The sequence below is a fragment of the Streptomyces sp. NPDC090021 genome (genome assembly GCF_044748225.1).
Taxonomy (GTDB): Bacteria; Actinomycetota; Actinomycetes; order Streptomycetales; family Streptomycetaceae; genus Streptomyces.
Genome location: NZ_JBIVFO010000012.1, coordinates 157697 through 178150, shown reverse-complemented (window position 1 = coordinate 178150; position 20454 = coordinate 157697). Strand labels below are relative to the sequence as shown.

The window sequence follows — 20454 nt, the reverse complement described above, 5'->3', positions numbered from 1 at the left end:
CCCACCCGTCCCCCACCTCCGTCGAGGAGAGCCATGCACGCCATCCCCGCGCGCCGCCATGCCCTGCCCGCCGCCCTGCTCGCCCTGGCCCTGACCGGAGCCCTGGGCGGCTTCGCCGCCGCGCCCGCCGCGGCCGCCGCCCCGGCCCCCTGCGGCACCAAGGTCTCCGACTTCACCGGCACCGTCGTCGCCGACGCCCCCTTCAAGGGGAAGATCACCATCACCGAGCCCGGCTTCGCCGACCGCGACATCACCCTCACCCCGGTCTCACCGAACTCCTCCCTCCTCAACATCGAGATCAAGATCTCCGACGCCGAGACCACCTCCGTCACCGGCAACTTCCAGCTCCGCGTGAACCCCCTCAACCAGGGCCGGATTAACTTCCCCACCTACACCGGCATGCCCGGCCGCACCACCGGCGTGGCCTGCAACCTCACCAGCCGCGTCGTCGCACTGACCGGCACCATCCACACCACAGGCGTCAAGGGAGAAATGAACTTCACCGCCACCCGAACCTGACCCCCTCACCAGCCACCACACGGTCGGACCCCACATCAACCAGCACCCCGCCGACCACCCGCCCCCAGCACAAGGGCGACCATCTTCCCGCCCGATCCACCACCGTCACCCGGCCACGGCGGGAGCCAGGGGCTCCTGTGACGACAGAGCAGGAGCGTCTCGGCGGACCTGCGTAAGTGCACTTACGTGACGCAGCGTCGTGCACACGATCCGCACCAGATAGCCCTCCTCGAACGCCGTCGAAGAAGTTGCTCTTGAGCTCCGTGAGTCGACTCACGGAGGTGCTTCAGGGGCTGCGCGCGCCGCTTGCGCTGATGTACCTCCGAGCGGGGTCTCAGGTAGTCCAATAGAGGCGGTGCGCTACGGTGGAAGTCGGTGACGTGAGTGCCTCACGCAGCTGCGGCAGCCAGGTTTCTGAGCGTTGTCAGTGGCGCGCGACAGACTGATGTCACGCGGTACGGCGGCCTCTGCCCGGCCTGAACCTTGGACAGAGACCGCCGCGGGTGGAACCCCGCACCTCGCGCCTCCTGGTCTCTCACCACCAGGGGGCGCGTCGCGTTTTACAGGTGGCTGACGAGCGTCTCGTACTGCCACACCAGGCACCGGAACAACCAGTGCGCGGTCTCGTTGGCGACGCCGGCCATGAAGGCCTGGACGACACCGGCGAGCAGGATCTCGCGAACGGTGGTGCGGCTCTCACCCCGGACAGGCGGTCGGCCTTCGTCCTCGGAACCGTTGGACGTCGGCTTGTCGCTCTCCGGCATGGAGCCCCCCAATCAGGACCGCCGCGCTGCAACTAGGGAGCCGGGGCGACGGTCCGTCAAAACCCGGTTCCCCAGAAGCTGCACGAGCCTCCAGATGGAGTACAGCCAGACTATCTGGCCGTGCTGACAGATTCGGGGCCCGCGGCGGTACGGTCGCGCACTGCGCAGACACGCCGAAGAACCGGGATCCGGCGCCTGGCTCATCCGTGTGTGAGGTCTTGAGCCCGGCCCGACCTGCTGAAATCCCCTGGCACGGCGGACCGTCCACCAGTACCTCGCACAGACGCGGAACGTGTCTTCGAGCTTCACCTTCTTCGCCTCGGATGGTGACCCATTCCGGCGTAGGCGTCACGGTCACCAGGCGCCCGACGTGCGTGAACAGGTCCCGTTCAACAGCGGAAGGCCGTTTCAGCGATCTGCTCGCAGGACGCGCGCGCCATGCACCTGCTCGGTGATGTTCGCGCAGCAGACCCCGCCACCCACGAGGACCTCGGACTTCTTGTAGATCGCCCACGGCGGCTGGGCACGCAGCCCGCGATGTTCAGGTGGGTTGCGCCCCTGCCTGGTACGGCAGGCCGTCGAGCTGGAGAAGAGGCGACGTGACTACTGTTCCGACACCGCGTCCACCGGGCAAGGTCGGCCGGGACGCTGACCGACCTCGATGTTCTCGGTCATGAAGCCACGGGCGTACGCGACGCCGCCCACCTTCTTGCCGGACTCGATGATCTCCCCGGCGTGCTGCGCCTTCCCGGCCGCCGTGGACGCTGCGACGCAGGTGTCGCCCTCGTCCTTCGGCGACAACTTCCGGAACATGAACACCCGTCGACCTTTCCGTCCGGGAGGAGGGTCGCGCAAGCGTGCTGCATTCGTCCTTGGCGAATGAACCGCCTTGGGTTCTAGCCGAGCCAGACGATGTCCAGGACGGACAGGTGCCGCAGCATGCGGTTGCCGAAGTAGACGACGGACAGCTGGCCGGCGGACGCGATGCGGACGTCCTCGCCCTCGGGGTCGGAGGCGTCCCACTGGCGGTACCCCCACGGGTCGGCCGCGGCAGCGTCGAGCAGGTCCCAGACCGTGTCTTCAGCGTGCTCGGGGAGTTCGGCGAGGACCTTCGCGGCCGGCGTCGAGAGGCGGGACCGCGTACGGCTGCAGGTTCACCGGCGCCGCCGGCCGCGGAGCTCGGCCATGTCCACGAACCCGGCGTCATCGCGACCGGAGGCCACGAACGCATCCACCGCCGGGGCAGACACGAGACGGGCCTGCCACACGTGCACGACCTCGTAGAGAGTGGTCAGGGAGAACGTCCGGCGCGACTCCTCCAAAGCCGCCGCCCACTCCGCCTCGAACGCCGGCACCCACCGCTCCGCCCGCCGATCAGCCCGCAACTGCGCGAGGAATTCGGCCGGCGCCCCCGGCGCAGGCGCATACGGGGTGGCGGGGGTGTGGTCGGGCTGGGCGCTCATCGGCTCCTCCTCGGCGGGGTGCTATCCGCCACGCTAGAACGCGGTGGCCCGGGCCGGGGAGGTTCGGACGAATGCCGCAGCCCGCCCGCCTGCTGACGTGCCGCGGGCGCAGCAGCGGGCGGAAGGAAAAGGTGAGCACTCCTCCGGCCTGGCCATTCACGTACTGGCTTGGCATACGGTGCCCTACTCGCGTAGCGGCCCTGTCACGTTCAGGTCCGCCCGCATCGTCGCACGCACCTGGAACAGCACGTCCCAACAATGGTTGATGCTGTCCTGTGCTGTGCCGATGCCGTCGCCATCCTCCGCGGTGCCACGGGACAGGCGAGAGAGTATGGCGTATGCCTGGGCCGTGCCCAGGTGGACCTGCCGCAATTCCGTCAGCACCGTATCCGGCACGATCAACTGGGCCTCAGCATAGATTTGCCGAAACTCCTTGCGTGCAGTCTCCAGCGCGCCGAATCCATCGTCCGTTTCGACCCCACCGCGTTGCAGTGCATGAACGTGATCGTTGAGGTACGCGAGATAGTTCCGGGTCGTGGCATTGAATGCCGTGTACGCAGCAGTTCGAACTGCCAGGCGCTCCTGGGCGCGCTGGTCGGCACGATCGGCAAGACGGGACCGCTCCAGCCGGTCCCACTCCTCGCGTCGGGCAGCGTCGTTGCGACGCTGTGTCAGCCAAGCCGATCCCAGCGTGCCGCCGACGCCGACCGTCGCCGCAAGCAGGCCCACCCAAGCCGCGTCCATCACATCTCCCCTCACTCCAGTGACCACCTCGCTCGGACCCGAAGGCCAACCATCATGCCCGCGCCTCCGTCACGGCACGCCGAGAAGGACCCACCCCCACGATCCACGCTCAGCCCGCCGCCACGACCATGCATGAGGGGTGCAGACCAAAGGCTGTGCAGCTACCTGTTCTGCGCGGTCAGGAGCAACATCAAGGCCTTGGAGCGGGTGGTCCCGAGCACGGCGGCCACCGTCTCGGCGGACACCCCGTCGTCCGCCAGAGCGCCCGCCGCCTCCCGCCCGACACGGGCGGTGATCCGCTCCAGCATCCCGACAGCGCGCAGCGCGGCCAGTGGTGCGTCCGCGGTCGTGGTGGTCAGCTGCTCGGTGAGCTGGACCAGGAGCTCGGCGAGGGGCTCGGGCAGCGGTTCGGCGGTGTCGCGGACGAGGGACAGGTGGGCATTCCAGTCCGCGAGCGGTCCGACCAGGTCGATGTCCGCCTCGTACAGGGGCCGGTCGCCGACCGTGTCCCAGTCCAGCGGGTACTCGGCGGCGCCTCGCCATCCGCATGCGCACCCCGCCCGGAGCGCCTCGGCCCGCGGGCGGCCGCCCTGGCCGTCGTAGGCCGACCAGTGCGTCGTGGAGGGCACGTCCGAGCCGCTCCCGACGTCGAAGTACGCCGGCCCCGGCTCGTCGCCACCGACGAGGACACCGACCGCACCCGCGTGTGCGTCCCCGAACTCCACCGTCCACCAGTCCCACTCCACCAGCACACCGCCCTCCGGCACGTTCCCGCCCGTCACCCTGCCCCTCCCGCGCCACCGCCTACACCCGGGCGGGCCCAACAGCGCACCCCGTTGGGCCCGCCCGGGCACCCGGCGGTCGCGAGCGGCTGTGGGGCACGGCGAAGGGCCGCCACCTGTCGAGGTGGCGGCCCTGGCCTACGGGGGTGTTCTACGGGGCGGGGGGTGAACTCCACGTCCGTGCCGCCGCAGCCGGCCGCGATGTCGAACAGCCGGTCCTTCTCGGCCTCGTCGACCGCGAGGCCCCAGCGGGGTTTCGTCGCGGTCCACTCGGCGCCGTACCGGCACAGCGCGTCCGGCGCCGGCGAACGGCCTCCCCCCCTCTGGCTTCGTGCCGAGGTGCCCGCGGCGAGGCGGCGCCCGCAGGCGGCTATCGGTGGATCACTGCATGGGGAGCTGTGGTCTCGCGGGGTGGGGTGGGGGTGGTTCCGCCGACGAGGAGGGCCAGGAGGACGGCGATGGCTTCGTTGCGCAGGACGCGGGCGGCCTGCTGGAGCTTGTGGGGGTCGGGGGTGGGCAGGGAGAGAGCCACGCATTCCGGCTCGGTGCCCGTCGGGATGGGGACGGCGGCGCACACGGTGCCGAGTGCGTACTCCTGCAGGTCCAGGAGCGGTTCACCCGGGGGGCGGGTGTCGAGTTCGGTGAAGAGGACCTGGGGGTTGGTGATCGTGTGGGGGGTGAAGGCCTCCATGCGGTGGCGGTCGAGGTGTTCGCGGCGATCGTCGGGGTGGAGCTGGGCGAGGAGGGCTTTGCCGACGGCGGAGGCGTGGGCGGCTTCGCGGAAGTCGACCCATTCGTGGACGGCGGGGGCGGTGGGGCTGTCGGCGTACTGGGTGATGGAGACCTCGCCGTCGGTGTAGCTGGCCACGTAGACGGCGGCGCCGACCGCGTCGCGCAGGAACGCGAGTGTCTCGCGCAGCAGGGCGCCGCCGCTGCGGCCGTTCTCGGCGAGCTTGAGGGAGGTGCCGGCGGCGTAGACGCGCGGGGCGATGGGGGTGGCGAGCTGGGTGCGGACCAGGTGTTCGATGGCGTGGGCGAGGTAGAGCTGGGGCAGTCCGGTCTCCCGGGCGATCTGTGTCCGGGACACCCCTTCGGGGTGGCGGTGGATGACCTCCAGGACGCGCAGGGCCCGCTGCGCGGATTCCAGGTGGGTGTTGACGGGCTGCTGCCGCTTGGAGCGCCTGGCCAGGCGGGCGCCGGGCTTGGCTTCCGCGGCAAGGCCTGCGGGGTCCAGGCGTGCGCAGCGGGCCAGGGCGGAGGCCAGGCGGGGGGTGGGGGTGTAGATGTCGCCGAGTTCTTCGTGGTCCTCAGGTGCGGTGGCGTCGAGGGCGTGGCGGATGGGGGTGGGGAGGTTGCGCAGGAGGGGTTCGGCGGGCGGGGTGGGGGTGATCTCGGTGGTGGAGACGGGTGGGGAGGCCCAGATGATGGAGGCGTGAAGGGTGTCCTCGACGGTATCGAGGGACGGCAGGGGCGGCAGTTCTTCGCGCGCGTCGGGGCCGGTGCCTTGGGGCTGGTTGCGCCAGTGGTGAGCGGTGGTGATCTCCGCTCGGGAGAGGTGCAGGAGGTAGAGGGCGCGGGCGGCGGTGTCGGATCCGGCGCCGGCGGCGTACTGGAACCAGAACTGGGCGGCCTCCATCCGCCCGGACAGGTGCAGGAGGCTCGCATAGAGGAGTGCGGAGGGCTGGCTGTGGGGCCAGGCTTCGGCGTCGAGGGCGATGCGGGTGAAGGAGGGGCTGTCGACCAAGGCGCGGGCCATGGTGTCCAGGGTGCGCGCGGCCCTGACGTTGGAGGCCGCGTCCAGGACGTGCTTGCGGTCGGCCGGGCTGCCGGGCCGGGCCGCGGCCGGCAGCGCCAAGGTGGCGTCCGAGGCCCTCGGGGCGGTCAGGGCGCGGCTGGTGCGGGCGGCGGCGATGCGGTGGGCGATGCGGCGGCGGGCGGCGTCCTCGTCGTAGAAGGCGTACTCGTCGGTGAAGACTTGGGTGTCCTGGAGAGCCTCGTCCAGTTCGCTGCCGGCGTCCGCATCGTTGCGGATCATGTCATTCACAGGTCTTTCTCCTCTCCGGGATTCAAGTCGATTCCGATCTTCTTTGCGAGCATGCGGCGGGCCGTATGCAGGTGGGAGCGGACCGTCCCCACAGCGATACCCATCCGCTGCGCCACCTGCGGGGTCTCCAGCCCCATCAGGTAGGTCAGCAGCACCACGTCGTAGTGCCGGTCGGGCAGCTCCGCGATCGCCTCGTACACACCCGAGCGGGACTCGATGAGCTCCAGCCTCCGGCGTGAGCCGCGGCGCAGGGCCGCGTAGCGGGCGGTGTCCACCAGGGCGACGGGGACGACTTGGCGGGCGCGGTAGCGCTCGACGTGCTCGCGCAGCTGGGCCCAGGCGAACGCCTGGAGGTTGGCTTCCTGCAGGGCGTCGGGCCACACTGCGAGGAGGAAGGTGAACACGTCCTCCACCACCACCGGGGCGGCTTCACCGCCGAGTTCCAGGTGGGCGTACTCGAGGTAGGCCACATGGTTCTGCGAGTGGAAGGCGACGAAGTCCACCGGCATGACTCCGGCGAGCTCGCTGGAGACGGCCTGTTCCCCGAAGGGGTCGTACTCGGCGTCGGTCATGAGCTCCCCCACGGCTGTTCCCCAGGCCCGTCCAGGCCGGCGGACGGGATCTCCTGCTGACGGGCCGCGGGGCCGTACACGGGGCGGCTCGCGGACAGCTCCGCCGCGCCGACCCGGACACCGGCGCCCAGCAGGCGCCGCAGACCTCTCACCACGTCGGGCGCGAACACCCGCACAGCAGTCGCGGCTATCAGCGCGAGGACGAGGGGCTCGGTGCTGTTCACGTCGAACGGAGTCCTTCCAAGCAAATGAAGTAGACAGACAGCCGTGCCACCCCCCGGGTCCGGCAGCCAGGACCCGGCCCGAAAACCGGCTCCTACTCATCAGCCAAGCGAAAACAACCCCCAAACGTTCAGGGCACTTTCGAAAACTTTCCGGAGCGGTCAAGTCCGCTTCCCTGCGCGGCCCACGCACCGGCGCACGCCCGGCGGAAACCCTCCTGGCCAGAGCACCTCCCGGCCCGGATCACGGCACGCCCGCAACCGGCAGGAGAGCGGAAAGAATCAGGGCGCAGGGCGGGCCCGGCAGGTCACAAGGAGAAGCCCGGCCACACCCCGGCACCGGCCCGCACCGCACACCCCAGGCCATCAGGACCCGCCCAGGGCATGACGCCAGACGGGGGCATCAACCGACGAAGGGCCCCCACCCCGGACGGGTGAGAGCCCTGCACGCGTGCCGCACACCGCCTACGGGGCGGGGGTGAACTCCACGTCGGTGCCGCCGCAGCCGGCCGCGATGTCCAGCAGCCGGTCCCGCTCCGCCTCGTCCACCGCCAGGCCCCAGCGGAGCTTCGTCGCAGTCCACTCCGCGCCGTACCGGCACAGCGCATCCGCCGACGGAGGCAGCCACTCGGCCGGGTCCTGATCCGCCTTGCTCCTGTTCGAGCGGGCCGTCACCGCCACCAGCGAGGCGGGCTGACCCTGGTCGTTCGCGTACGCCTCCCACCGCGCGGGCGTCCATTCCGCCGCTCCAGCTGGCGGAGAGCGCTACTCGAACCGAGCGGCATTCCGGGCGGGCCCCAGTACCTGTTCCCTCGAGCAAGAACCGGTGCAGCAGCAGCTCGGTGTGGGCGTTGCCGTCGGCAACGCCCAAGACAGCGAAGGCAGCTCGGCAGATACGGCGATCGCGCCGTGAGCGTGGAGCCAGGCCGCCACCTCGGCCTTCGTGCCGCCGTCGAGTCGGAGAAGTCGTCGCGCCGGCGGCGCCAGTGCGAGGCCCCGCAGGAGAGGCGGCGCCTGGCCCTGAAGGCGCTCCTCAGCCCGCAGGCTGCCGTTGGATCTCGTCGCGCGTGTCGGGGGCGGCCACGATGATCCGCGAGGTTTTGGGCTGGCCGGGGACCTGCCCGACGGCGGTCTGCCCGCGGCTCTGCCCGGGTCCTCCGGCTTGGCCCGCAGAGTACTCGATCACCATGGCGTTCTTGCCGCACAGCAGGGACGCCCAGGTGTTTGTGCCGCCTGCACCGGAGGCGCTGTTGTAGGGGCCCGCAGGGAGGGTGTTGCTGCCCTCGTCACCTCGAGGCCACTCCGATGAGAGCACGATTTTCTCCTCCTGGGCGTCGTGCGTCGATGTGGCGACGATTCCGCAGGATTCGCTTTTCACGTATGCGATAAGGCGGCCGCGCTCATACTTTACTTCGGAGAGGATCCTTACGGCTCCGCCGCTGTCGGCCAGCGGGTCATCCGCGATCGAGATTGATTCCAGATCTGACAGCGGTACACGCCGGGAATCGCTCGAAGGGGAGTCAGCTCGGGAGTCTGCCCCGTCGCAGGCCGTGAGCAGTAACAGGAATGCAGCCCCAACGACTAGAGTTTTCGCAATTCGAGCCATCGGGGCTGCACCTCACTCATGTAGTAATGCCAGGAATTTCTTTACGACGTCCACTGATTGAAGCAGACGCCTACGGGCTTGTACGCCCAGACCCTCTTACCCGTGGGCAGGCCGCCGCCCACGCCGTGGTGGGCGTCACCCTCGAACACGTCGTAGAGGGGGAAGGCCTGCACGGTCCCCCACTTGCCTGCCGGCACCTCGTAGCGCGTCTCGTTCTTGACTCCGAAGCTGCTGGTGACGCTCCAGCCCATGCCGGCCGAGATGTACTTCAGGTCGACGTTGATCTCCTTGGTGACAGTGGCGGCGACGCTCTTGTCGACCGAGAGAACCAGGGTGGTCTTGCCCTGACCGCTCGTCTGCTGGATCAGCTCGGTCCCGCAGGACTGGGCGATCCAGTGCGCGTTCTTGATCGTGTAGTAGTCCGACGTACCTGCCGGCCCCGGGGTGACAGGAGATACGGACTCGACCGACATCGTGCCGCCGTCGGCGGGAGCCGCGTTCCTCTTCACCACCGTGTTCGGGCCCGGCGTGAAGAACTTGCCGTCCGCCGAGACAGCGCTGGCGGGAACTCCTAACGGGGCCCCACTGGCGGCGTAGGAGACTCCCGACCCCAGCGTCGCAGCCAGCGTGCCGGCCATCGCCACACCGGCGATGAGCGTGCCGATTTGGCGCCGATTCGACCCGTCAACCGAATACTTCATGACGTTCCCCCTGTATCGGGACTGAAGAATGCAGATCCTGGACTGGTCAGTTCCACGACCCGCATTCGATGACCCACAGATCTTGTTCATCGCGTCACACAGCCGTCAACGAAGACCAATTGACTGTGCCTCAGGTCACACAGAAACCTCATAGGCACCTCAATTCACAGGTCGAATCCAAGCCAGAATGTCCACTTCTTGACGAAACATAATGACCGTTTCAAAATTCGGAACCTTGATAAGTTCACAGGGTGGCGCAAATTCACCCAGAGAGATTTCCGGCCCCTTGCCGCCTCCGGGCCCGCGCAGCGTCAGGTCAGGCCGGCGGAGGCGTTGTCGTCCCAGCCGTCGTCGCGCTGCATGTAGCCGAGCAGGGAGCGGGAGTGGCGGGCCCAGCCGCCCTGGTCGGCGATGGCGATGGCGTCCTTACCCTTCTGGCGTCCGGTGGAGGCGAGTCCGATGCGCAGCGAGTGGCCGGTCCAGGAGATCGGAACGCCGGCGCGGGCGGAGATGCGCTTGACGGCGCGGGTGACGGAGTCGGGGACTAGGCCGCCGGTGATGTGGCCGTGCCGGTCGATGCCGACGAAGGCCGGGGTGGAGGGGTCGGTCCAGCGCGGTCCGTGCTCGGCGACCAGGCGTTCGCGGTAGTCGGAGTAGGTGCGGACCGGGCAGATCTCCGGGTCCGTCGCGTAGCCGATCTTGGCGTTGCGGACAGAGTGTTTGGTCTTGCCGGTGAGAACGGCGACGACCAGGCCGCGCGGGTGCAGGGTGACGTCGCCGCTCTGGAGGCCGGCGGGGTCCTGGGCGCGGGAGGCGTAGTGGAAGCCGGTGAGGACGAGGGCCTTGTCCCGGTCGCCGGTGAGAGTGTCGGGGCAGGAGCGGGCGACGGCGTACAACCCGTCGATGTCGGCGCCGACCGCTTGGCCACGGCCTCGCCGCTGGCCGGCCTGCAGGAGTTTGACCTCCAGCCCGGCCAGCGCCTTGCGGGCCGCGGCCTGATCGTCGCCGCTCACGGCGCAGCCGCGCTGGCGCAGGCCGATGACGACGGCGGCGAGATGGGTGTCGGCCGAGGCAGGTGCGTAGCCGGCCCCGTTCTGCCGGCCCTCGCGCAGCATCCAGGCCACGAAGGCCACCAGCGCGCCGCGGGACCCCTCCCGCTCGGGCAGGGCGGCCTCGGCGCAGAACCGGGTCCATACCCGCCACGACTTCGCGTACGTGTCCACGGTGTTCTCCGGGACGATAGCCGCGGCGATCGCGTCGGCGAGGTCCTCGGCCTTGGCCAGCCGCCGGGCGGCGTCGACGCCGTGGCGCCGTGCCCACTGCTCGATGAGCAGCAGGCGATCGGCGGCCGGTAGCAGCTCGTCGGCCCCGCCGCCTGGGGCAGCCGTTGGCTCCCCCGTCACTGATCAGGCCGGATGTCGTCAGCGATCCGGACGGCTGCGTTGGGGTCGCGCCGGCCCCCCTCCTCGTCCGCGGGCATGGAACCGCGAACCCGGCTGGTCGCCGCGTGCAGTGCGGCCCGGGCTTCGGCCACGTCGGCCGTGGCCTCCTCCAGACGGTCCATGGCCTCGTCCAGCGCCGATTGGGCCTGGGCCATTTCGATGAACGCTGCCATGCGTTCCGGGTCGGACACCAAGGACCTGAGTAGGCGGATGTTCTGTGCGCCGGGGGTGCCTGTCGGCGTCTGCTTGGCCTCGAAGACCCACACCTTGCCGTCCTGGACCACGGTCAGGTCGGTATTCGGGGCACCCACCGGATGGCTGGGCGGGGGTGGAGGAGCTACAACACGCCCTTCGGCCACGGCCGCCCGATGCCACAGATCCATGAACTTCTGCCGCGCCTCGGGGTTCAGTTCGACCGTCTCGACGAGTCGCTCGACGGTTTCCCTGGTCGGAAGACGATGCCCGCTGAGCGCGTGAGAGAGCGTCGACTTACCGAGGCCGGACAGCTGCGCCACCCGCTCGAGCGACAATGGGTGGGACCCGAGCAGCTGCCTGAGTGCATAGATCAGTTCGGCGCGGGCCGCGGGCGTGTCGGCGGGAACGGGTTTCTGCGGCCGTCCGGCCATCTGTTGCCTCCTTGAGCTGGATGTTCGCATTGTCTCTCCATTGTCTCTACACTTAGAGACAATGAGGCGTCCTCAGACGTGCCGTCACCCTGCCGCCATGCCTGGGGAGTTCCGATGCTCATCGCCGCCGGGTCCGCCGACACCGCCTGGGTCCTGTTCGCGCTCACCGCCTGCCTGCTCGTGGCGTTCGTGACGTACCACGTCTCCCGCTCCGCCCCGGTCTCGATGGCGTCCGGGCCAGCCTTCTTGGCCGCGGGCGCGGCGGGCGGGCTCGCGGTGCCGATCGCCTTCCAAATCCTGGAGAAGCTGCACCTGCTCGCCTGAACCGGGCACGGCCGCCGGCCGGACGAGGAACACCAGGGCGTCGGACCGCAGAGTCCGGCGCCCTTCGCCGTGTCCTCGCATGCGCGCCAACCTCCTTGCCGGTGTCCGGGTTTGTCGCGTCGGATAAGGAGAGCTTATCCGATGCGACCCCTGCTCCGGCACCCATACAGGCGCTCCCGTCGGCCACGCTGCCCGAAGGATGGCCGGAAGTGCTGTGTTTCCAACCGCTTCTGATGATGCATAAAGAATGCATCGGACTGCTGCACAAGATGTGCAGCGCTTGACGCGAGATGAGGAATCAGGTTGATGCACATCCATCCGCTCGCCAACGGCGTGCGCACCGACCACCCGGTGCCCGGACTGCCGTTCGTCGACGACTCGCACATCCCGCTCGACGAGGGGCCCGCGGCCATCGAAGCCGTCGGCCGCAACAAGGCCGACGGCATGTGGGGCCGCTACGACACCAACCGGCAGAACGGGTCCTGGTATGCCTTCACCACCGACCCGCTCGACCACTCCCTGGGCTGGTCGGTGCGCTACCACCCCGAACACGGCCGGACCGTGCTGCTGATGCGCGACGGCGACACCTCTCCCCTGCACAGCACCTGGAGCGGCGACCAGCTGCTCTTCCGGGCCGGCGGCTACTGGTGGGACGGCACCACCTGGTACCGGCCCGGACAGGTCTGGGACCCCGTCACCCAGGACTACGAGCGCCGCCGGGCCCGGGCCGCCGTCACGGTCAGCGCCTCCGATATGCTCGACGGCCGCGCCGAACCCGCCCGCGCCCACATCGCCAAGATCCGCACCTTCGAGCCCAAGGAGCCGGCGCCGGAGAACTGGGGCGACCACCTCGCCCTGTGGGCGCAGCTGCACCAGGAACGAGAGGGCGCGCTGCCGCTGGACTGGTGCGTGGTCGACCTCGCCAGCCCCGAACTGACCGGCGCCCAGCTGCTGGGCGTCCCGGAGATGGCGGAGCTCGGCGGCATCACCGCCTCCACCCTGCGGGCCTACATCTCGCGCGGCAACAGCGAGGTGCCGCAGCCGCAGGCGACGGTCGGCGGGCGCGACCAGTGGGCGCGGGCGGTGGCCGACGACTGGGTGGAGGCGCGCCAACGCTCCTACGAGGGCGTGCGCAGCGTCATGTCGGCCGGTGACCGCGACGAGCTCTCCCGCGGCGCCGCCGAGGTCCGCGACCACTTCGCCGCCGACTTCCACGGCACCCTGTGGGAGCGGCCGGACGTCCGCAAGCGCTGGATCCTGCGCGCCCGCAACGAGGACGCCGTCCGCGAAGTCTCGGACGCGCTGGCCTGGACCGTCGCCGCCAGCCTGGGCCGCATCCTGCCCACGGACCTCCTGGGCCACACGGTGGTGGACGCGGTGCTCCACAGCTTCGCCGACGCCGTCGAGATGGACAGCAACGGCGACAACCGCACGGAGAGCTCACCCGGCGAAGCGAAGCTCTGGATGCTCTACGTCTCGCGGCCGGTCGCGGAGATGCTCGACTGGTTCATCCGCCACCACCCCGAGTCCGCCCACCACTACATCGGCGACATCATGCGCGAGGCCCACCGGAAGTGGGAGATCCCCGCCGAGGAGACCATCCGCACCCTCCGCACGGCCGTCTCCATGGACGGCAAGATGAGCGACGAGGACCGCAAGACCTTCTTCGGGCTCCTCACCCCGCCGGCGACGACCGCCTGAGCCGTCCCGCACGTACAGCGAGCCCGGAGCTACCTTCAATAGCTCCGGGCCCCGCCCGCGACTGTAGCAACGACCCGGCACCCCTTGACTCCCAGCCGTTACCTCGCGGTCTCTGGCTACACAATCCTGGGCGCGTAAGGAACGTATAGCCAAGAATCAACGGACCCCTCAAGTCCATCTTCCGGAATCTGCATAAACCTTGAACTGTCAATGAAGTCCATCAAGTTATCAGATTCCGTCGACCGAGCCAGGCCAGACACTAGGCACACGGACGTGGAATCAACTTCCCCCTCGCGAAGTCCAGGCCGTATACGCTGCGCCCATTCCGCCAGTCGACTAGCGGTTACAAAAGAGTCGTCATCTTCGGCGATCACATCTCGTACCGTATGAATTCCAGCATCCATGCGCACGATCATGGAATTTCGCCGCCCAAGAACCGCAAGTCGCCTTGTCATTTGAGGCAGAAGACACCCGACCAAAAAAGTGGCTGGCCGCTCCGCAAACACCCCGACAAAAACCCCATCTTGCGCCCACTTCCCCACCTCCAAGGTCGGTTCTGCCCACCCCGGCGGAGGCCCCTCCTTGACCCCTTCCAAGAAGGACGACATCTCGGAAGCTACCCCCCTGCATCGATCGACGTCAGGATCATCGCTCGAGAATCTGGCAATGAGGAGGCACTTAGGCGTCGCCGCGGGAGGCGTCTTCCGCACCCATATCCTCATCGGCGATTGGGAATCCGCGTGGCTGACGAAGCTGGCCCAGCCACTCGTGGCATCACGCACAGGGTCCACCACCCCCGGGAAAGCGGCATCACTCACGAGAGGCACAACACCGACAGGATCCCCATTCACCACATCCGGGAAAGCGGGATCATCCCTTTGTGCCTGAATTTCATCGAAAAGCCTGCCCGTGAAATTCCCACCTCGAACCTGACAGAACCCGACATGCATGAAAATCCTGAGCTGCGGACGAATTTTCGAATTCCCTCCAAGAATCCGCTCTCGCCGAATCGCGGCGTCACAATTCTCTATCAGCATCCGAACGAGAGGCGCCACGCTTTCGCCATCGGCGCGAAACACAAGAAGTGTCTCGCCACCGACACCGCCCCGCCTCCAGGGTGCACCCCAGCCTCGTAGATTGCTTAGAATCGAAGTTACGACGCCATCGAGACTCCGCTCGGACGAAAGAGGTGACCGAGCGTCTACCCACTCGATTATGCACGCAAGCACTTCGACAGCATTCGAGAAATTTACATCGGACCCCGAGACACCTATTCCGCCCTCGGCGAGTGTTACGTCGGATTGAGCAAGGTTGCCTGCGGGTATCCCCGGGTTTCGCTCTCTCGCCGCCTTCTCCCGCAGATCCATCCACCATTTGATGTCCCTCAGGGGGGCGTCGGTCTTGCGCCGACGCACTCGGAGGTTGAGAAACTGGATCAAGAGGCGAAAGGGAAGGTCGGCTTCGGGGACTGATGTACCAGTGAGCCACCCGCTCAGCTTGGACCTACCCAGCTTCACTGGGCGGGGCTGCTGCTTCCTACCGTGTTCCTCGATCTGCGCCAGCGAGGCCATGGCCAAGTCCTTGAGGGCGCTTAGCTCTTCGGCCAGCTGCCTCCGCGCTGATGTGGCCCCCATGGGTCTCCTCGTTCAGTCTGAACCCTCTGTGAACAGCAATTTCACCAGGTGTGACCTGGACTGACGCACTGTTCAGTGGAACAGGCCCTCGCTGAACGCGACTCCTACCGGGCTTCCTTGCTCCTGCTGGCTCACAACCACGTAAAGGAGAAGGACATGAAGATCTACCCGACTCAGAGGCCACGACCGCGGATGAGCAGCGCTCGTCAGGACTTCGAGCGTCCGGCACGGGTCTGCGCATCGCACCTTCCTGGCAGGCCCCGCCGGAGGTTGCGGTCCGTGGCCCGCACCGCCGGGAGCGGAATCGTCCGCGGAGCGGCGACCACTCTGGGAACCTTCGCGATGGGGTGGGTGCTCTGGTGGATGCAGCAGCGCTGACGACACCGCAGTGCAGCGGCTCGGCGCGATCCTCGCCTTCGTCCTCACTCGGCACCTCGGTGCGACCGAGCTCGTCGCGATCGGCTCGGCCGGCGCCGCCTTCCTCGGCGTCTCCGGCACGGTGAAGTACATCAAGGAGAAGCTCGGCCTCCTGTAACCGCTCCTCCGCAGGCCATCAGCTCCCCGGCCTGCGGAGGCGGCCCGGAGGAACGGCCGGACCAGAGCGTGGCGGTCATCCCTTCGGTGGATCCCCGTACGTGGCCGGGCGACGCAGGGCAGCCTGGACGTCGCGGTTCGGCTGACGGGCGGCCGACCGGACTGCCGGGAGCAGGTGATCGTGGTGGACAGGGTCCTCAACACGCTGAAGGCCGCGCACGAGGGGTCGGTGGGGGTGCTGCTCGATGACGGCACCGAGCCCGGCCCCGTCTACTACGACGTGGGCAGCGGCGCGCACATGCCGTCGACGAAGGAGTGGCACGCCTACGACGGCCGGTTCAGCCGGCCCCGCGCCGCCGCCCTGCGGGGCAGCTGCACGTGCGGGTGGCGGGGGATGGCCGAGTACCCGCTCGACTGGACCGCCCTGCCCGCGGACCGGCCGCTGTACGAGGCGGACATCGACCTCTCCGGGCCGATCGCGGACTACGAAGCGCACCTGTCGGTAATCCGGGACGCCGCCGTCCCACTCCCCGCAGAACTCACCGGGATCCTGACCGAGCTCGTCGGCCGGCTCGACGGCCTCGCCGCCGAGGAACCGCTGGTGGCATTGAAGGCGCTCGCGGACCTGCGGCACGTCATCGCCGAGGTCGGCCAGGACGCCGCCTACGAGATCGCCGCCCAGCAGGTACCGATCGAGGAGATCGCGACCGGGCTCGGCACCAGCGAGACCGCGGCCCGCACCTACCTCAACAGCTACCACCGCTCCTGAGCCCTGGCCACCACCGGCAACCTGGGTCATCGGCCGCGACACCGTCCCCGCCGCACCGAGGATGCGCTGGTCTATGCGGGCAGGGCCAGGCGGGAACCGAGGCGGAAACGCATTTCGCCGGCCGCGTAGCGGATCTCCTCGGACTGCGTGTCCTCTTCCAGCACCCCGAGGATCACCATCATCGCCCGGGCCTCGTCCCGGCTGATCAGCTTCAGGCGCGGCTCGGTCACCCAGTCAAGGAGCACATCCAGCATCTCGTCCATGCAGACACCAACGCCCGGCTACGTTCCGGAGTCACCCGGCCGGGAGCCGGGACTCGGTTTCCTGGCGGGTGTCACCCCGGCGAGGACGCTCGTGTGACGGGGCCGACGGGGCGGCTGGCCCGGTGCATGTCTGGCCCTTCGGTGGTGAGGTGTCAGCCGCTGCTGTTCTTGCAGCGGGCCGACGGGCTCGGCGCGGGGGTCGGCGTCGGGGTGGCGGCCGGGCTCGGCGTCGGCGACGCCTGCGGTGTCGGGGATGTGTCCGGTGTCGGTGACGTACCAGGCGTTGAGGGGGTGGATGGCGTGGGGAAACTGCGGCGCACCGTGTAACCCGGGGGAAAGGTGATGAGGACGGCCGGTTCGGCGGCGAACGCCACGGGCCGGACGTTCCCGTGGTCGTGGAACGAGACGGGGTCGGCGTGCAGCTCGGCGGCCTGGGTACCGCCGTCCCGGCAGCCGCCGGGTGTGCCGGTGAAGGAGTCGCCCACCAGAACCGTGGCCACCGCCACGACGGCAACCCCCAGCCCCGCGGCCGCGGGGCGTAACCCGGACACCCTGCCCAGGCCCGCCGGCAAGCCGACACGTACGGCCCTGCTCCCGGTTCGTTGGGTTTCCGTTCTGTCCGGCACCGGGGCGGCCGTCGTCTTCCGGGCCCGGTCGAGGAGTTCGCCGGCCTCGCGGCGGGCTCGTGCGCGAATGTCGTCCGCGTCGGTGTGCGCGTTCGTACGGATCCGTTCGGCTTCCGCGTGCGCGGCCCCGTGCGCAGGGCCTCGGCGTCGCTTACGGCGTCGTCGTGCACTTGGCGGGCCGTGGCCCGGACCCGTTTGTTCGCGGTCTGGGCCCGGCGCTGGAGCAGCTTGGCGTCCTGCCAGTGCCCGCGCCACTCCCCCACGAGGGCGGCCTCGGCCCGGAACTTCGCGGCGGCCGGCTTGTCCAGGCCGCTGGGAGTGGTGACGACCCGGAGGTATTCCAGGAGAGCCTCGAGGGTTGGCAGGCGCTTGCCGGAGAGCATCTCGTTCAGGCCGGTCGTGGTCAGGCGCGGCCGCACCGACGCGGCGGCGACCGTGCTGTAGGAGGGAGAGCCGCCAGATATGTGGACCAGGTTCAGCTTCTCGGCGAAGGCCTCCAGCGCGGCCTCGTAGGCGTCGATCGCCTCACAGTCCTGCGGCTCGACGCCGGGTGCTTCGGCTGCCATCAAACCCCCCTGCTTGTGCGGAAAAGCCACGCTAGAGGGCGGTGAGGCCGTACGTATGCGGATTGCGCCGAACGCTCCCGGCCACTCCGCGCCGTCCGGAACCAGCCCGCTTCCCGACGGCCGAAGCGGAGGATCATCCGGGTCCGGGCGGGCCCGTACGGATCACTCGGAACCAGGGCCGCGGGGCGCTCTCCTGGAGTCATGACCAACACCGGAACCACCCCGCAGACACCCAACCCCGACCCCGATCCCGCCCAGCCCCCGGCCACCCGCGACCCGGCTGCCGGGGAGCGGCGCGTCCCCGACGCCGTGGTCCTGGTCGCGCTCCTCGCCACCTGCGCCGGCATCTACCTCACCGTCGGCGACGCCGGCTTCGCCGGCGTCATCAGCGCCGTCGCCGCCCTCTACGGCACCTGGCGCGCCCGCCGATGAACCCGCCCAACAACCTCGGCACAGTCCTGAGGTCAGAAGCCGACGGCAACGCGCTCACCGACCGCGACAGCAGCACGCCGACACCCCGCCCGCACGGCAGCCAGATCCGCCCGTACATCCGACCCCCGCCGCTCGCCGGCCGCTGCGGACGCCCGAGCGGCTGCCGCCCGCAGTTCGGCCCGGGCGGCCGCACCGTCACCGGGGAGCACCGTGACCTCGGCGGCCTCCGCGACCGCAGCGAGCAGGCGTGCCAGTTCGGCCGGGCCGGACGCCGTCTGGTGGATGTGAACGCCGAGCAGCCGGGGCGCCCACCCTGCAAGGGCACCCCGGATCTGCTCACACAACCCGTCGATCCCCGCGTGCGGGCCGTCAGGCGCGATACCGGCGCTCATCTCCCCATGGTCACCGCCACCACCGACAACACCCCTCGGCCCGGGCTCGACCGCCTACGGGGCGGGGGTGAACTCGACGGCGGTGCCGCCGCAGCCGGCTGCGATGTCCAGCAGCCGGTCCCGCTCCATCTCGTCGACCGCGAGGCCCCAGCGGAGTTTCGTCGCGGTCCACTCGGCGCCGTACCGACACAGCGCATCCGCGGACGGCGGCAGCCACTCCGCCGGGTCCTGGTCCGCCTTGCTCCTGTTCGAGCGGGCCGTCACCGCCACCAGCGAGGCGGGCTGACCCTGGTCGTTCGCGTACGCCTCACGCCGCGCGGGCGTCCATTCCGCCGCCCCCGAATCCCACGCTTCGGCCAGCGGGACCATGTGGTCGATGTCGAGTGCGCCGGCCGGGGTGACCTCGCGGTCGTCGTAGTACGACCACCACACGCCCCCGGTCAGGGTGCAGCCCGGCCCGATCTCCGGATACACGACCGCCTCGGCCAGGAGCACCTCGGCACGGGTGTTGCAGCCGTCGGCCGGAACATCGCCCGCGTTCCAGTGCCGGAAGGAGGTCCGCTGGTAGCCGGTCCGGTCCTCCACCGCGAGCGGGAGCGCGGACACCGCGACCCCGATCGGCAGCACCTGCGGCACGACGGCCGAAGCCGGGGCCGCGGGTTCTGCGGCCGCGTGCACGGCCGGGGGCAGAGACAGGGTCAGGGCAAGGGCGGCGGCCGCCACGGCGAACTGCTTCATGATCATCATGGGCTGTTTCTACTGGCCCGCCTGCCATCAGCAATAGTCCCTGCAAGCCGGGTTCACCCGCTCGAGCCAGCCGGTTCACCGGCGAAACGCCACTGCACTCTGCGGATGTGCACCGCAACAGGTCTGGCCGAAGGGCACCTTGACGCTGTCCGCACCCAGCGAAATCGTCGTGCAAAAGTCCGCAACTGGCTCGACAGGGGAGATCGTCATGACGCTACGGTTCATCGGGATAGACCCCAACACCACCGGAGGCGGTTCGCCCACGGTGTGGGTGGACGCGGAGAAGCAGGAGATCGTCATCCAGGGCTGGAAGCTGGGCGAGGCGCAGACCGCCGAGGTTGCAAGCACTGTCTGGGTAGAGGGACACGATGCCGGTATCCCCGCTCACGAGACCGTCGTCCGTGTCCCGGTCCGGATGGTGCCGTTGCTGAGGGAGGCGTGTGATGTCGCAGAACGTTCCGGACTTCGCTGAGCTGCTGCGAGGGGCCGAGCGCACGGCCGTCCACCTGGAGATGCGCGATCTCTACAGTGTGGGTGACGAGGCCGCGACGTTCGAGCACTTCCTGCGGACCGGGGAAGCCGACCTCGATCCGGTGTCCAGGCAGTGGATCGCCTGGACTCCCATCGCCCGCGAGGCGGTCGGCCGCGGCGTCGAGCTGCGGCGGGCCCGGATCGTCTCCGAGCCGGTGACGGACTACATCCGATACGAGCACGCCATGACGGCCGTCAATGTCGCTGTGGGTGAGAAGGTCCGGTGGCTTCCCCGCCGTCTCGCATCCGATATCGCATTGCCGGGCAACGACCTGTGGCTGATCGACGACCGCTTGGTTCTCTTCCACTGGTTCACCGGTGACGGCGACTGGGCCGGCCACCAGTTCAACGAGGATCCGGATGTCGTCAAGATGGTCTCGGCGGCGTTCGAGACGGTGTGGGAGCGAGCCATCCCGCATGATCAGTACACCGTCTGACGCCGGGCAGACAG

The 20454-nt window shown here is 69.2% G+C and carries 25 protein-coding genes and 1 pseudogene; 9 read left to right on the top strand and 17 right to left on the bottom strand.

The features are described from left to right. Nucleotides 1-33 precede the first annotated feature (33 nt). Nucleotides 34-519: a hypothetical protein gene (locus ACIPXC_RS12400; protein ID WP_401616151.1), complete on the top strand. Its 486-nt coding sequence runs from the start codon at nt 34-36 to the stop codon at nt 517-519. A gap of 560 nt (nt 520-1079) precedes the next feature. Here the strand turns inward: ACIPXC_RS12400 and ACIPXC_RS12395 are convergent. The 13 genes and pseudogenes from ACIPXC_RS12395 to ACIPXC_RS12335 form a co-directional block, all read right to left on the bottom strand. After that, nucleotides 1080-1283 (bottom strand): hypothetical protein, encoded by a 204-nt coding sequence (locus ACIPXC_RS12395; protein ID WP_401616149.1) that lies wholly within the window; start codon nt 1281-1283, stop codon nt 1080-1082. Between the two features lie 603 nt (nt 1284-1886). Next, nucleotides 1887-2096, bottom strand: a complete 210-nt coding sequence (locus ACIPXC_RS12390) for a hypothetical protein (RefSeq protein WP_401616147.1) — start codon at nt 2094-2096, stop codon at nt 1887-1889. Nucleotides 2097-2437: 341 nt separating this feature from the next. Beyond that, nucleotides 2438-2746 carry a DUF6247 family protein gene (locus ACIPXC_RS12385; protein ID WP_401616145.1) on the bottom strand — a complete coding sequence of 103 codons (309 nt, stop codon included), beginning with the start codon at nt 2744-2746 and terminating at the stop codon, nt 2438-2440. A gap of 183 nt (nt 2747-2929) precedes the next feature. Further along, on the bottom strand, nt 2930-3490 hold the full coding sequence (locus tag ACIPXC_RS12380; protein WP_401616143.1) for a hypothetical protein: 561 nt from the start codon (nt 3488-3490) through the stop codon (nt 2930-2932). Nucleotides 3491-3651: 161 nt separating this feature from the next. Further along, entirely contained in the window at nt 3652-4272 is a 621-nt protein-coding gene (locus ACIPXC_RS12375; RefSeq protein ID WP_401616141.1) for a hypothetical protein, read from the bottom strand. A 370-nt stretch (nt 4273-4642) separates the two neighbouring features. Beyond that, nucleotides 4643-6307: an IclR family transcriptional regulator gene (locus tag ACIPXC_RS12370; RefSeq protein ID WP_401616177.1), complete on the bottom strand. Its 1665-nt coding sequence runs from the start codon at nt 6305-6307 to the stop codon at nt 4643-4645. Between the two features lie 5 nt (nt 6308-6312). Continuing rightward, the gene (locus ACIPXC_RS12365) at nt 6313-6888 is read right to left on the bottom strand and encodes a sigma-70 family RNA polymerase sigma factor (RefSeq protein ID WP_401616139.1); all 576 of its coding nucleotides are present in this window, start codon (nt 6886-6888) and stop codon (nt 6313-6315) included. After that, complete coding sequence (locus ACIPXC_RS12360) at nt 6885-7112, bottom strand: hypothetical protein (RefSeq protein WP_076046435.1); 228 nt, start codon at nt 7110-7112, stop codon at nt 6885-6887. Before ACIPXC_RS12360 ends, ACIPXC_RS12365 begins: the two co-directional genes overlap by 4 nt. Nucleotides 7113-7574: 462 nt before the next feature. Continuing rightward, nucleotides 7575-7862, bottom strand: a pseudogene (locus tag ACIPXC_RS12355) (HNH endonuclease); the annotation flags it as partial. Between the two features lie 280 nt (nt 7863-8142). Further along, a complete protein-coding gene (locus ACIPXC_RS12350; RefSeq protein WP_401616137.1) occupies nt 8143-8715 on the bottom strand; it encodes a hypothetical protein in 573 nt (190 codons plus the stop codon). Nucleotides 8716-8756: 41 nt separating this feature from the next. Next, entirely contained in the window at nt 8757-9416 is a 660-nt protein-coding gene (locus ACIPXC_RS12345; RefSeq protein WP_401616136.1) for a hypothetical protein, read from the bottom strand. 311 nt (nt 9417-9727) lie between these two features. Beyond that, a complete protein-coding gene (locus ACIPXC_RS12340; RefSeq protein ID WP_401616134.1) occupies nt 9728-10819 on the bottom strand; it encodes an integrase in 1092 nt (363 codons plus the stop codon). Next, nucleotides 10816-11484 (bottom strand): helix-turn-helix domain-containing protein, encoded by a 669-nt coding sequence (locus tag ACIPXC_RS12335; protein WP_401616132.1) that lies wholly within the window; start codon nt 11482-11484, stop codon nt 10816-10818. The genes ACIPXC_RS12340 and ACIPXC_RS12335 overlap by 4 nt, the downstream gene beginning before the upstream one ends. A 114-nt stretch (nt 11485-11598) precedes the next feature. Between ACIPXC_RS12335 and ACIPXC_RS12330 the strand changes: the two genes are divergently transcribed. From ACIPXC_RS12330 to ACIPXC_RS12310, 5 genes are all read left to right on the top strand, one after another. Further along, nucleotides 11599-11808, top strand: coding sequence for a hypothetical protein (locus ACIPXC_RS12330; protein WP_401616130.1), 210 nt, complete (start codon nt 11599-11601; stop codon nt 11806-11808). A gap of 306 nt (nt 11809-12114) precedes the next feature. Then, a complete protein-coding gene (locus tag ACIPXC_RS12325) occupies nt 12115-13509 on the top strand; it encodes a hypothetical protein (protein ID WP_401616129.1) in 1395 nt (464 codons plus the stop codon). A gap of 740 nt (nt 13510-14249) precedes the next feature. Further along, complete coding sequence (locus ACIPXC_RS12320) at nt 14250-14645, top strand: hypothetical protein (protein ID WP_401616127.1); 396 nt, start codon at nt 14250-14252, stop codon at nt 14643-14645. Between the two features lie 886 nt (nt 14646-15531). Next, on the top strand, nt 15532-15678 hold the full coding sequence (locus tag ACIPXC_RS12315; RefSeq protein ID WP_401616125.1) for a hypothetical protein: 147 nt from the start codon (nt 15532-15534) through the stop codon (nt 15676-15678). Between the two features lie 180 nt (nt 15679-15858). After that, nucleotides 15859-16446: a hypothetical protein gene (locus ACIPXC_RS12310; RefSeq protein WP_401616124.1), complete on the top strand. Its 588-nt coding sequence runs from the start codon at nt 15859-15861 to the stop codon at nt 16444-16446. Nucleotides 16447-16517: 71 nt separating this feature from the next. Here the strand turns inward: ACIPXC_RS12310 and ACIPXC_RS12305 are convergent, their stop codons facing one another. Both ACIPXC_RS12305 and ACIPXC_RS12300 read right to left on the bottom strand, forming a co-directional pair. Further along, the gene (locus ACIPXC_RS12305) at nt 16518-16709 is read right to left on the bottom strand and encodes a hypothetical protein (protein WP_401616122.1); all 192 of its coding nucleotides are present in this window, start codon (nt 16707-16709) and stop codon (nt 16518-16520) included. A 152-nt stretch (nt 16710-16861) separates the two neighbouring features. Continuing rightward, the gene (locus ACIPXC_RS12300) at nt 16862-17209 is read right to left on the bottom strand and encodes a hypothetical protein (RefSeq protein WP_401616120.1); all 348 of its coding nucleotides are present in this window, start codon (nt 17207-17209) and stop codon (nt 16862-16864) included. 893 nt (nt 17210-18102) lie between these two features. Between ACIPXC_RS12300 and ACIPXC_RS12295 the strand changes: the two genes are divergently transcribed. Further along, a complete protein-coding gene (locus ACIPXC_RS12295) occupies nt 18103-18333 on the top strand; it encodes a hypothetical protein (RefSeq protein ID WP_401616118.1) in 231 nt (76 codons plus the stop codon). A gap of 32 nt (nt 18334-18365) precedes the next feature. On the opposite strand, the gene ACIPXC_RS12290 is transcribed toward ACIPXC_RS12295, so the two are convergent. Both ACIPXC_RS12290 and ACIPXC_RS12285 read right to left on the bottom strand, forming a co-directional pair. Next, nucleotides 18366-18725, bottom strand: a complete 360-nt coding sequence (locus ACIPXC_RS12290; protein ID WP_401616116.1) for a hypothetical protein — start codon at nt 18723-18725, stop codon at nt 18366-18368. 54 nt (nt 18726-18779) lie between these two features. After that, nucleotides 18780-19469 carry an HNH endonuclease family protein gene (locus ACIPXC_RS12285; RefSeq protein ID WP_401616176.1) on the bottom strand — a complete coding sequence of 230 codons (690 nt, stop codon included), beginning with the start codon at nt 19467-19469 and terminating at the stop codon, nt 18780-18782. A gap of 142 nt (nt 19470-19611) precedes the next feature. Here ACIPXC_RS12285 and ACIPXC_RS12280 point away from each other — a divergent pair, with 142 nt between their 5' ends. Together ACIPXC_RS12280 and ACIPXC_RS12275 are read left to right on the top strand one after the other, a co-directional pair. Then, on the top strand, nt 19612-19944 hold the full coding sequence (locus ACIPXC_RS12280; protein WP_401616114.1) for a hypothetical protein: 333 nt from the start codon (nt 19612-19614) through the stop codon (nt 19942-19944). Further along, nucleotides 19916-20440, top strand: coding sequence for a DUF6879 family protein (locus ACIPXC_RS12275; RefSeq protein ID WP_401616112.1), 525 nt, complete (start codon nt 19916-19918; stop codon nt 20438-20440). The genes ACIPXC_RS12280 and ACIPXC_RS12275 overlap by 29 nt, the downstream gene beginning before the upstream one ends. The last annotated feature ends 14 nt before the right edge of the window (nt 20441-20454 follow it).

What these genes read in the sequence shown, in the direction of transcription:
- ACIPXC_RS12400 (WP_401616151.1), top strand. Translation starts at nt 34, where the DNA reads ATGCACGCCATCCCCGCGCGCCGCCATGCCCTGCCCGCCGCCCTGCTC.
- ACIPXC_RS12395 (WP_401616149.1), bottom strand. Translation starts at nt 1,283, where the DNA reads ATGCCGGAGAGCGACAAGCCGACGTCCAACGGTTCCGAGGACGAAGGC.
- ACIPXC_RS12390 (WP_401616147.1), bottom strand. Translation starts at nt 2,096, where the DNA reads ATGTTCCGGAAGTTGTCGCCGAAGGACGAGGGCGACACCTGCGTCGCA.
- ACIPXC_RS12385 (WP_401616145.1), bottom strand. Translation starts at nt 2,746, where the DNA reads ATGAGCGCCCAGCCCGACCACACCCCCGCCACCCCGTATGCGCCTGCG.
- ACIPXC_RS12380 (WP_401616143.1), bottom strand. Translation starts at nt 3,490, where the DNA reads ATGGACGCGGCTTGGGTGGGCCTGCTTGCGGCGACGGTCGGCGTCGGC.
- ACIPXC_RS12370 (WP_401616177.1), bottom strand. Translation starts at nt 6,307, where the DNA reads ATGATCCGCAACGATGCGGACGCCGGCAGCGAACTGGACGAGGCTCTC.
- ACIPXC_RS12365 (WP_401616139.1), bottom strand. Translation starts at nt 6,888, where the DNA reads ATGACCGACGCCGAGTACGACCCCTTCGGGGAACAGGCCGTCTCCAGC.
- ACIPXC_RS12350 (WP_401616137.1), bottom strand. Translation starts at nt 8,715, where the DNA reads ATGGCTCGAATTGCGAAAACTCTAGTCGTTGGGGCTGCATTCCTGTTA.
- ACIPXC_RS12345 (WP_401616136.1), bottom strand. Translation starts at nt 9,416, where the DNA reads ATGAAGTATTCGGTTGACGGGTCGAATCGGCGCCAAATCGGCACGCTC.
- ACIPXC_RS12335 (WP_401616132.1), bottom strand. Translation starts at nt 11,484, where the DNA reads ATGGCCGGACGGCCGCAGAAACCCGTTCCCGCCGACACGCCCGCGGCC.
- ACIPXC_RS12330 (WP_401616130.1), top strand. Translation starts at nt 11,599, where the DNA reads ATGCTCATCGCCGCCGGGTCCGCCGACACCGCCTGGGTCCTGTTCGCG.
- ACIPXC_RS12325 (WP_401616129.1), top strand. Translation starts at nt 12,115, where the DNA reads ATGCACATCCATCCGCTCGCCAACGGCGTGCGCACCGACCACCCGGTG.
- ACIPXC_RS12305 (WP_401616122.1), bottom strand. Translation starts at nt 16,709, where the DNA reads ATGGACGAGATGCTGGATGTGCTCCTTGACTGGGTGACCGAGCCGCGC.
- ACIPXC_RS12295 (WP_401616118.1), top strand. Translation starts at nt 18,103, where the DNA reads ATGACCAACACCGGAACCACCCCGCAGACACCCAACCCCGACCCCGAT.
- ACIPXC_RS12290 (WP_401616116.1), bottom strand. Translation starts at nt 18,725, where the DNA reads ATGAGCGCCGGTATCGCGCCTGACGGCCCGCACGCGGGGATCGACGGG.
- ACIPXC_RS12285 (WP_401616176.1), bottom strand. Translation starts at nt 19,469, where the DNA reads ATGATCATGAAGCAGTTCGCCGTGGCGGCCGCCGCCCTTGCCCTGACC.
- ACIPXC_RS12275 (WP_401616112.1), top strand. Translation starts at nt 19,916, where the DNA reads ATGTCGCAGAACGTTCCGGACTTCGCTGAGCTGCTGCGAGGGGCCGAG.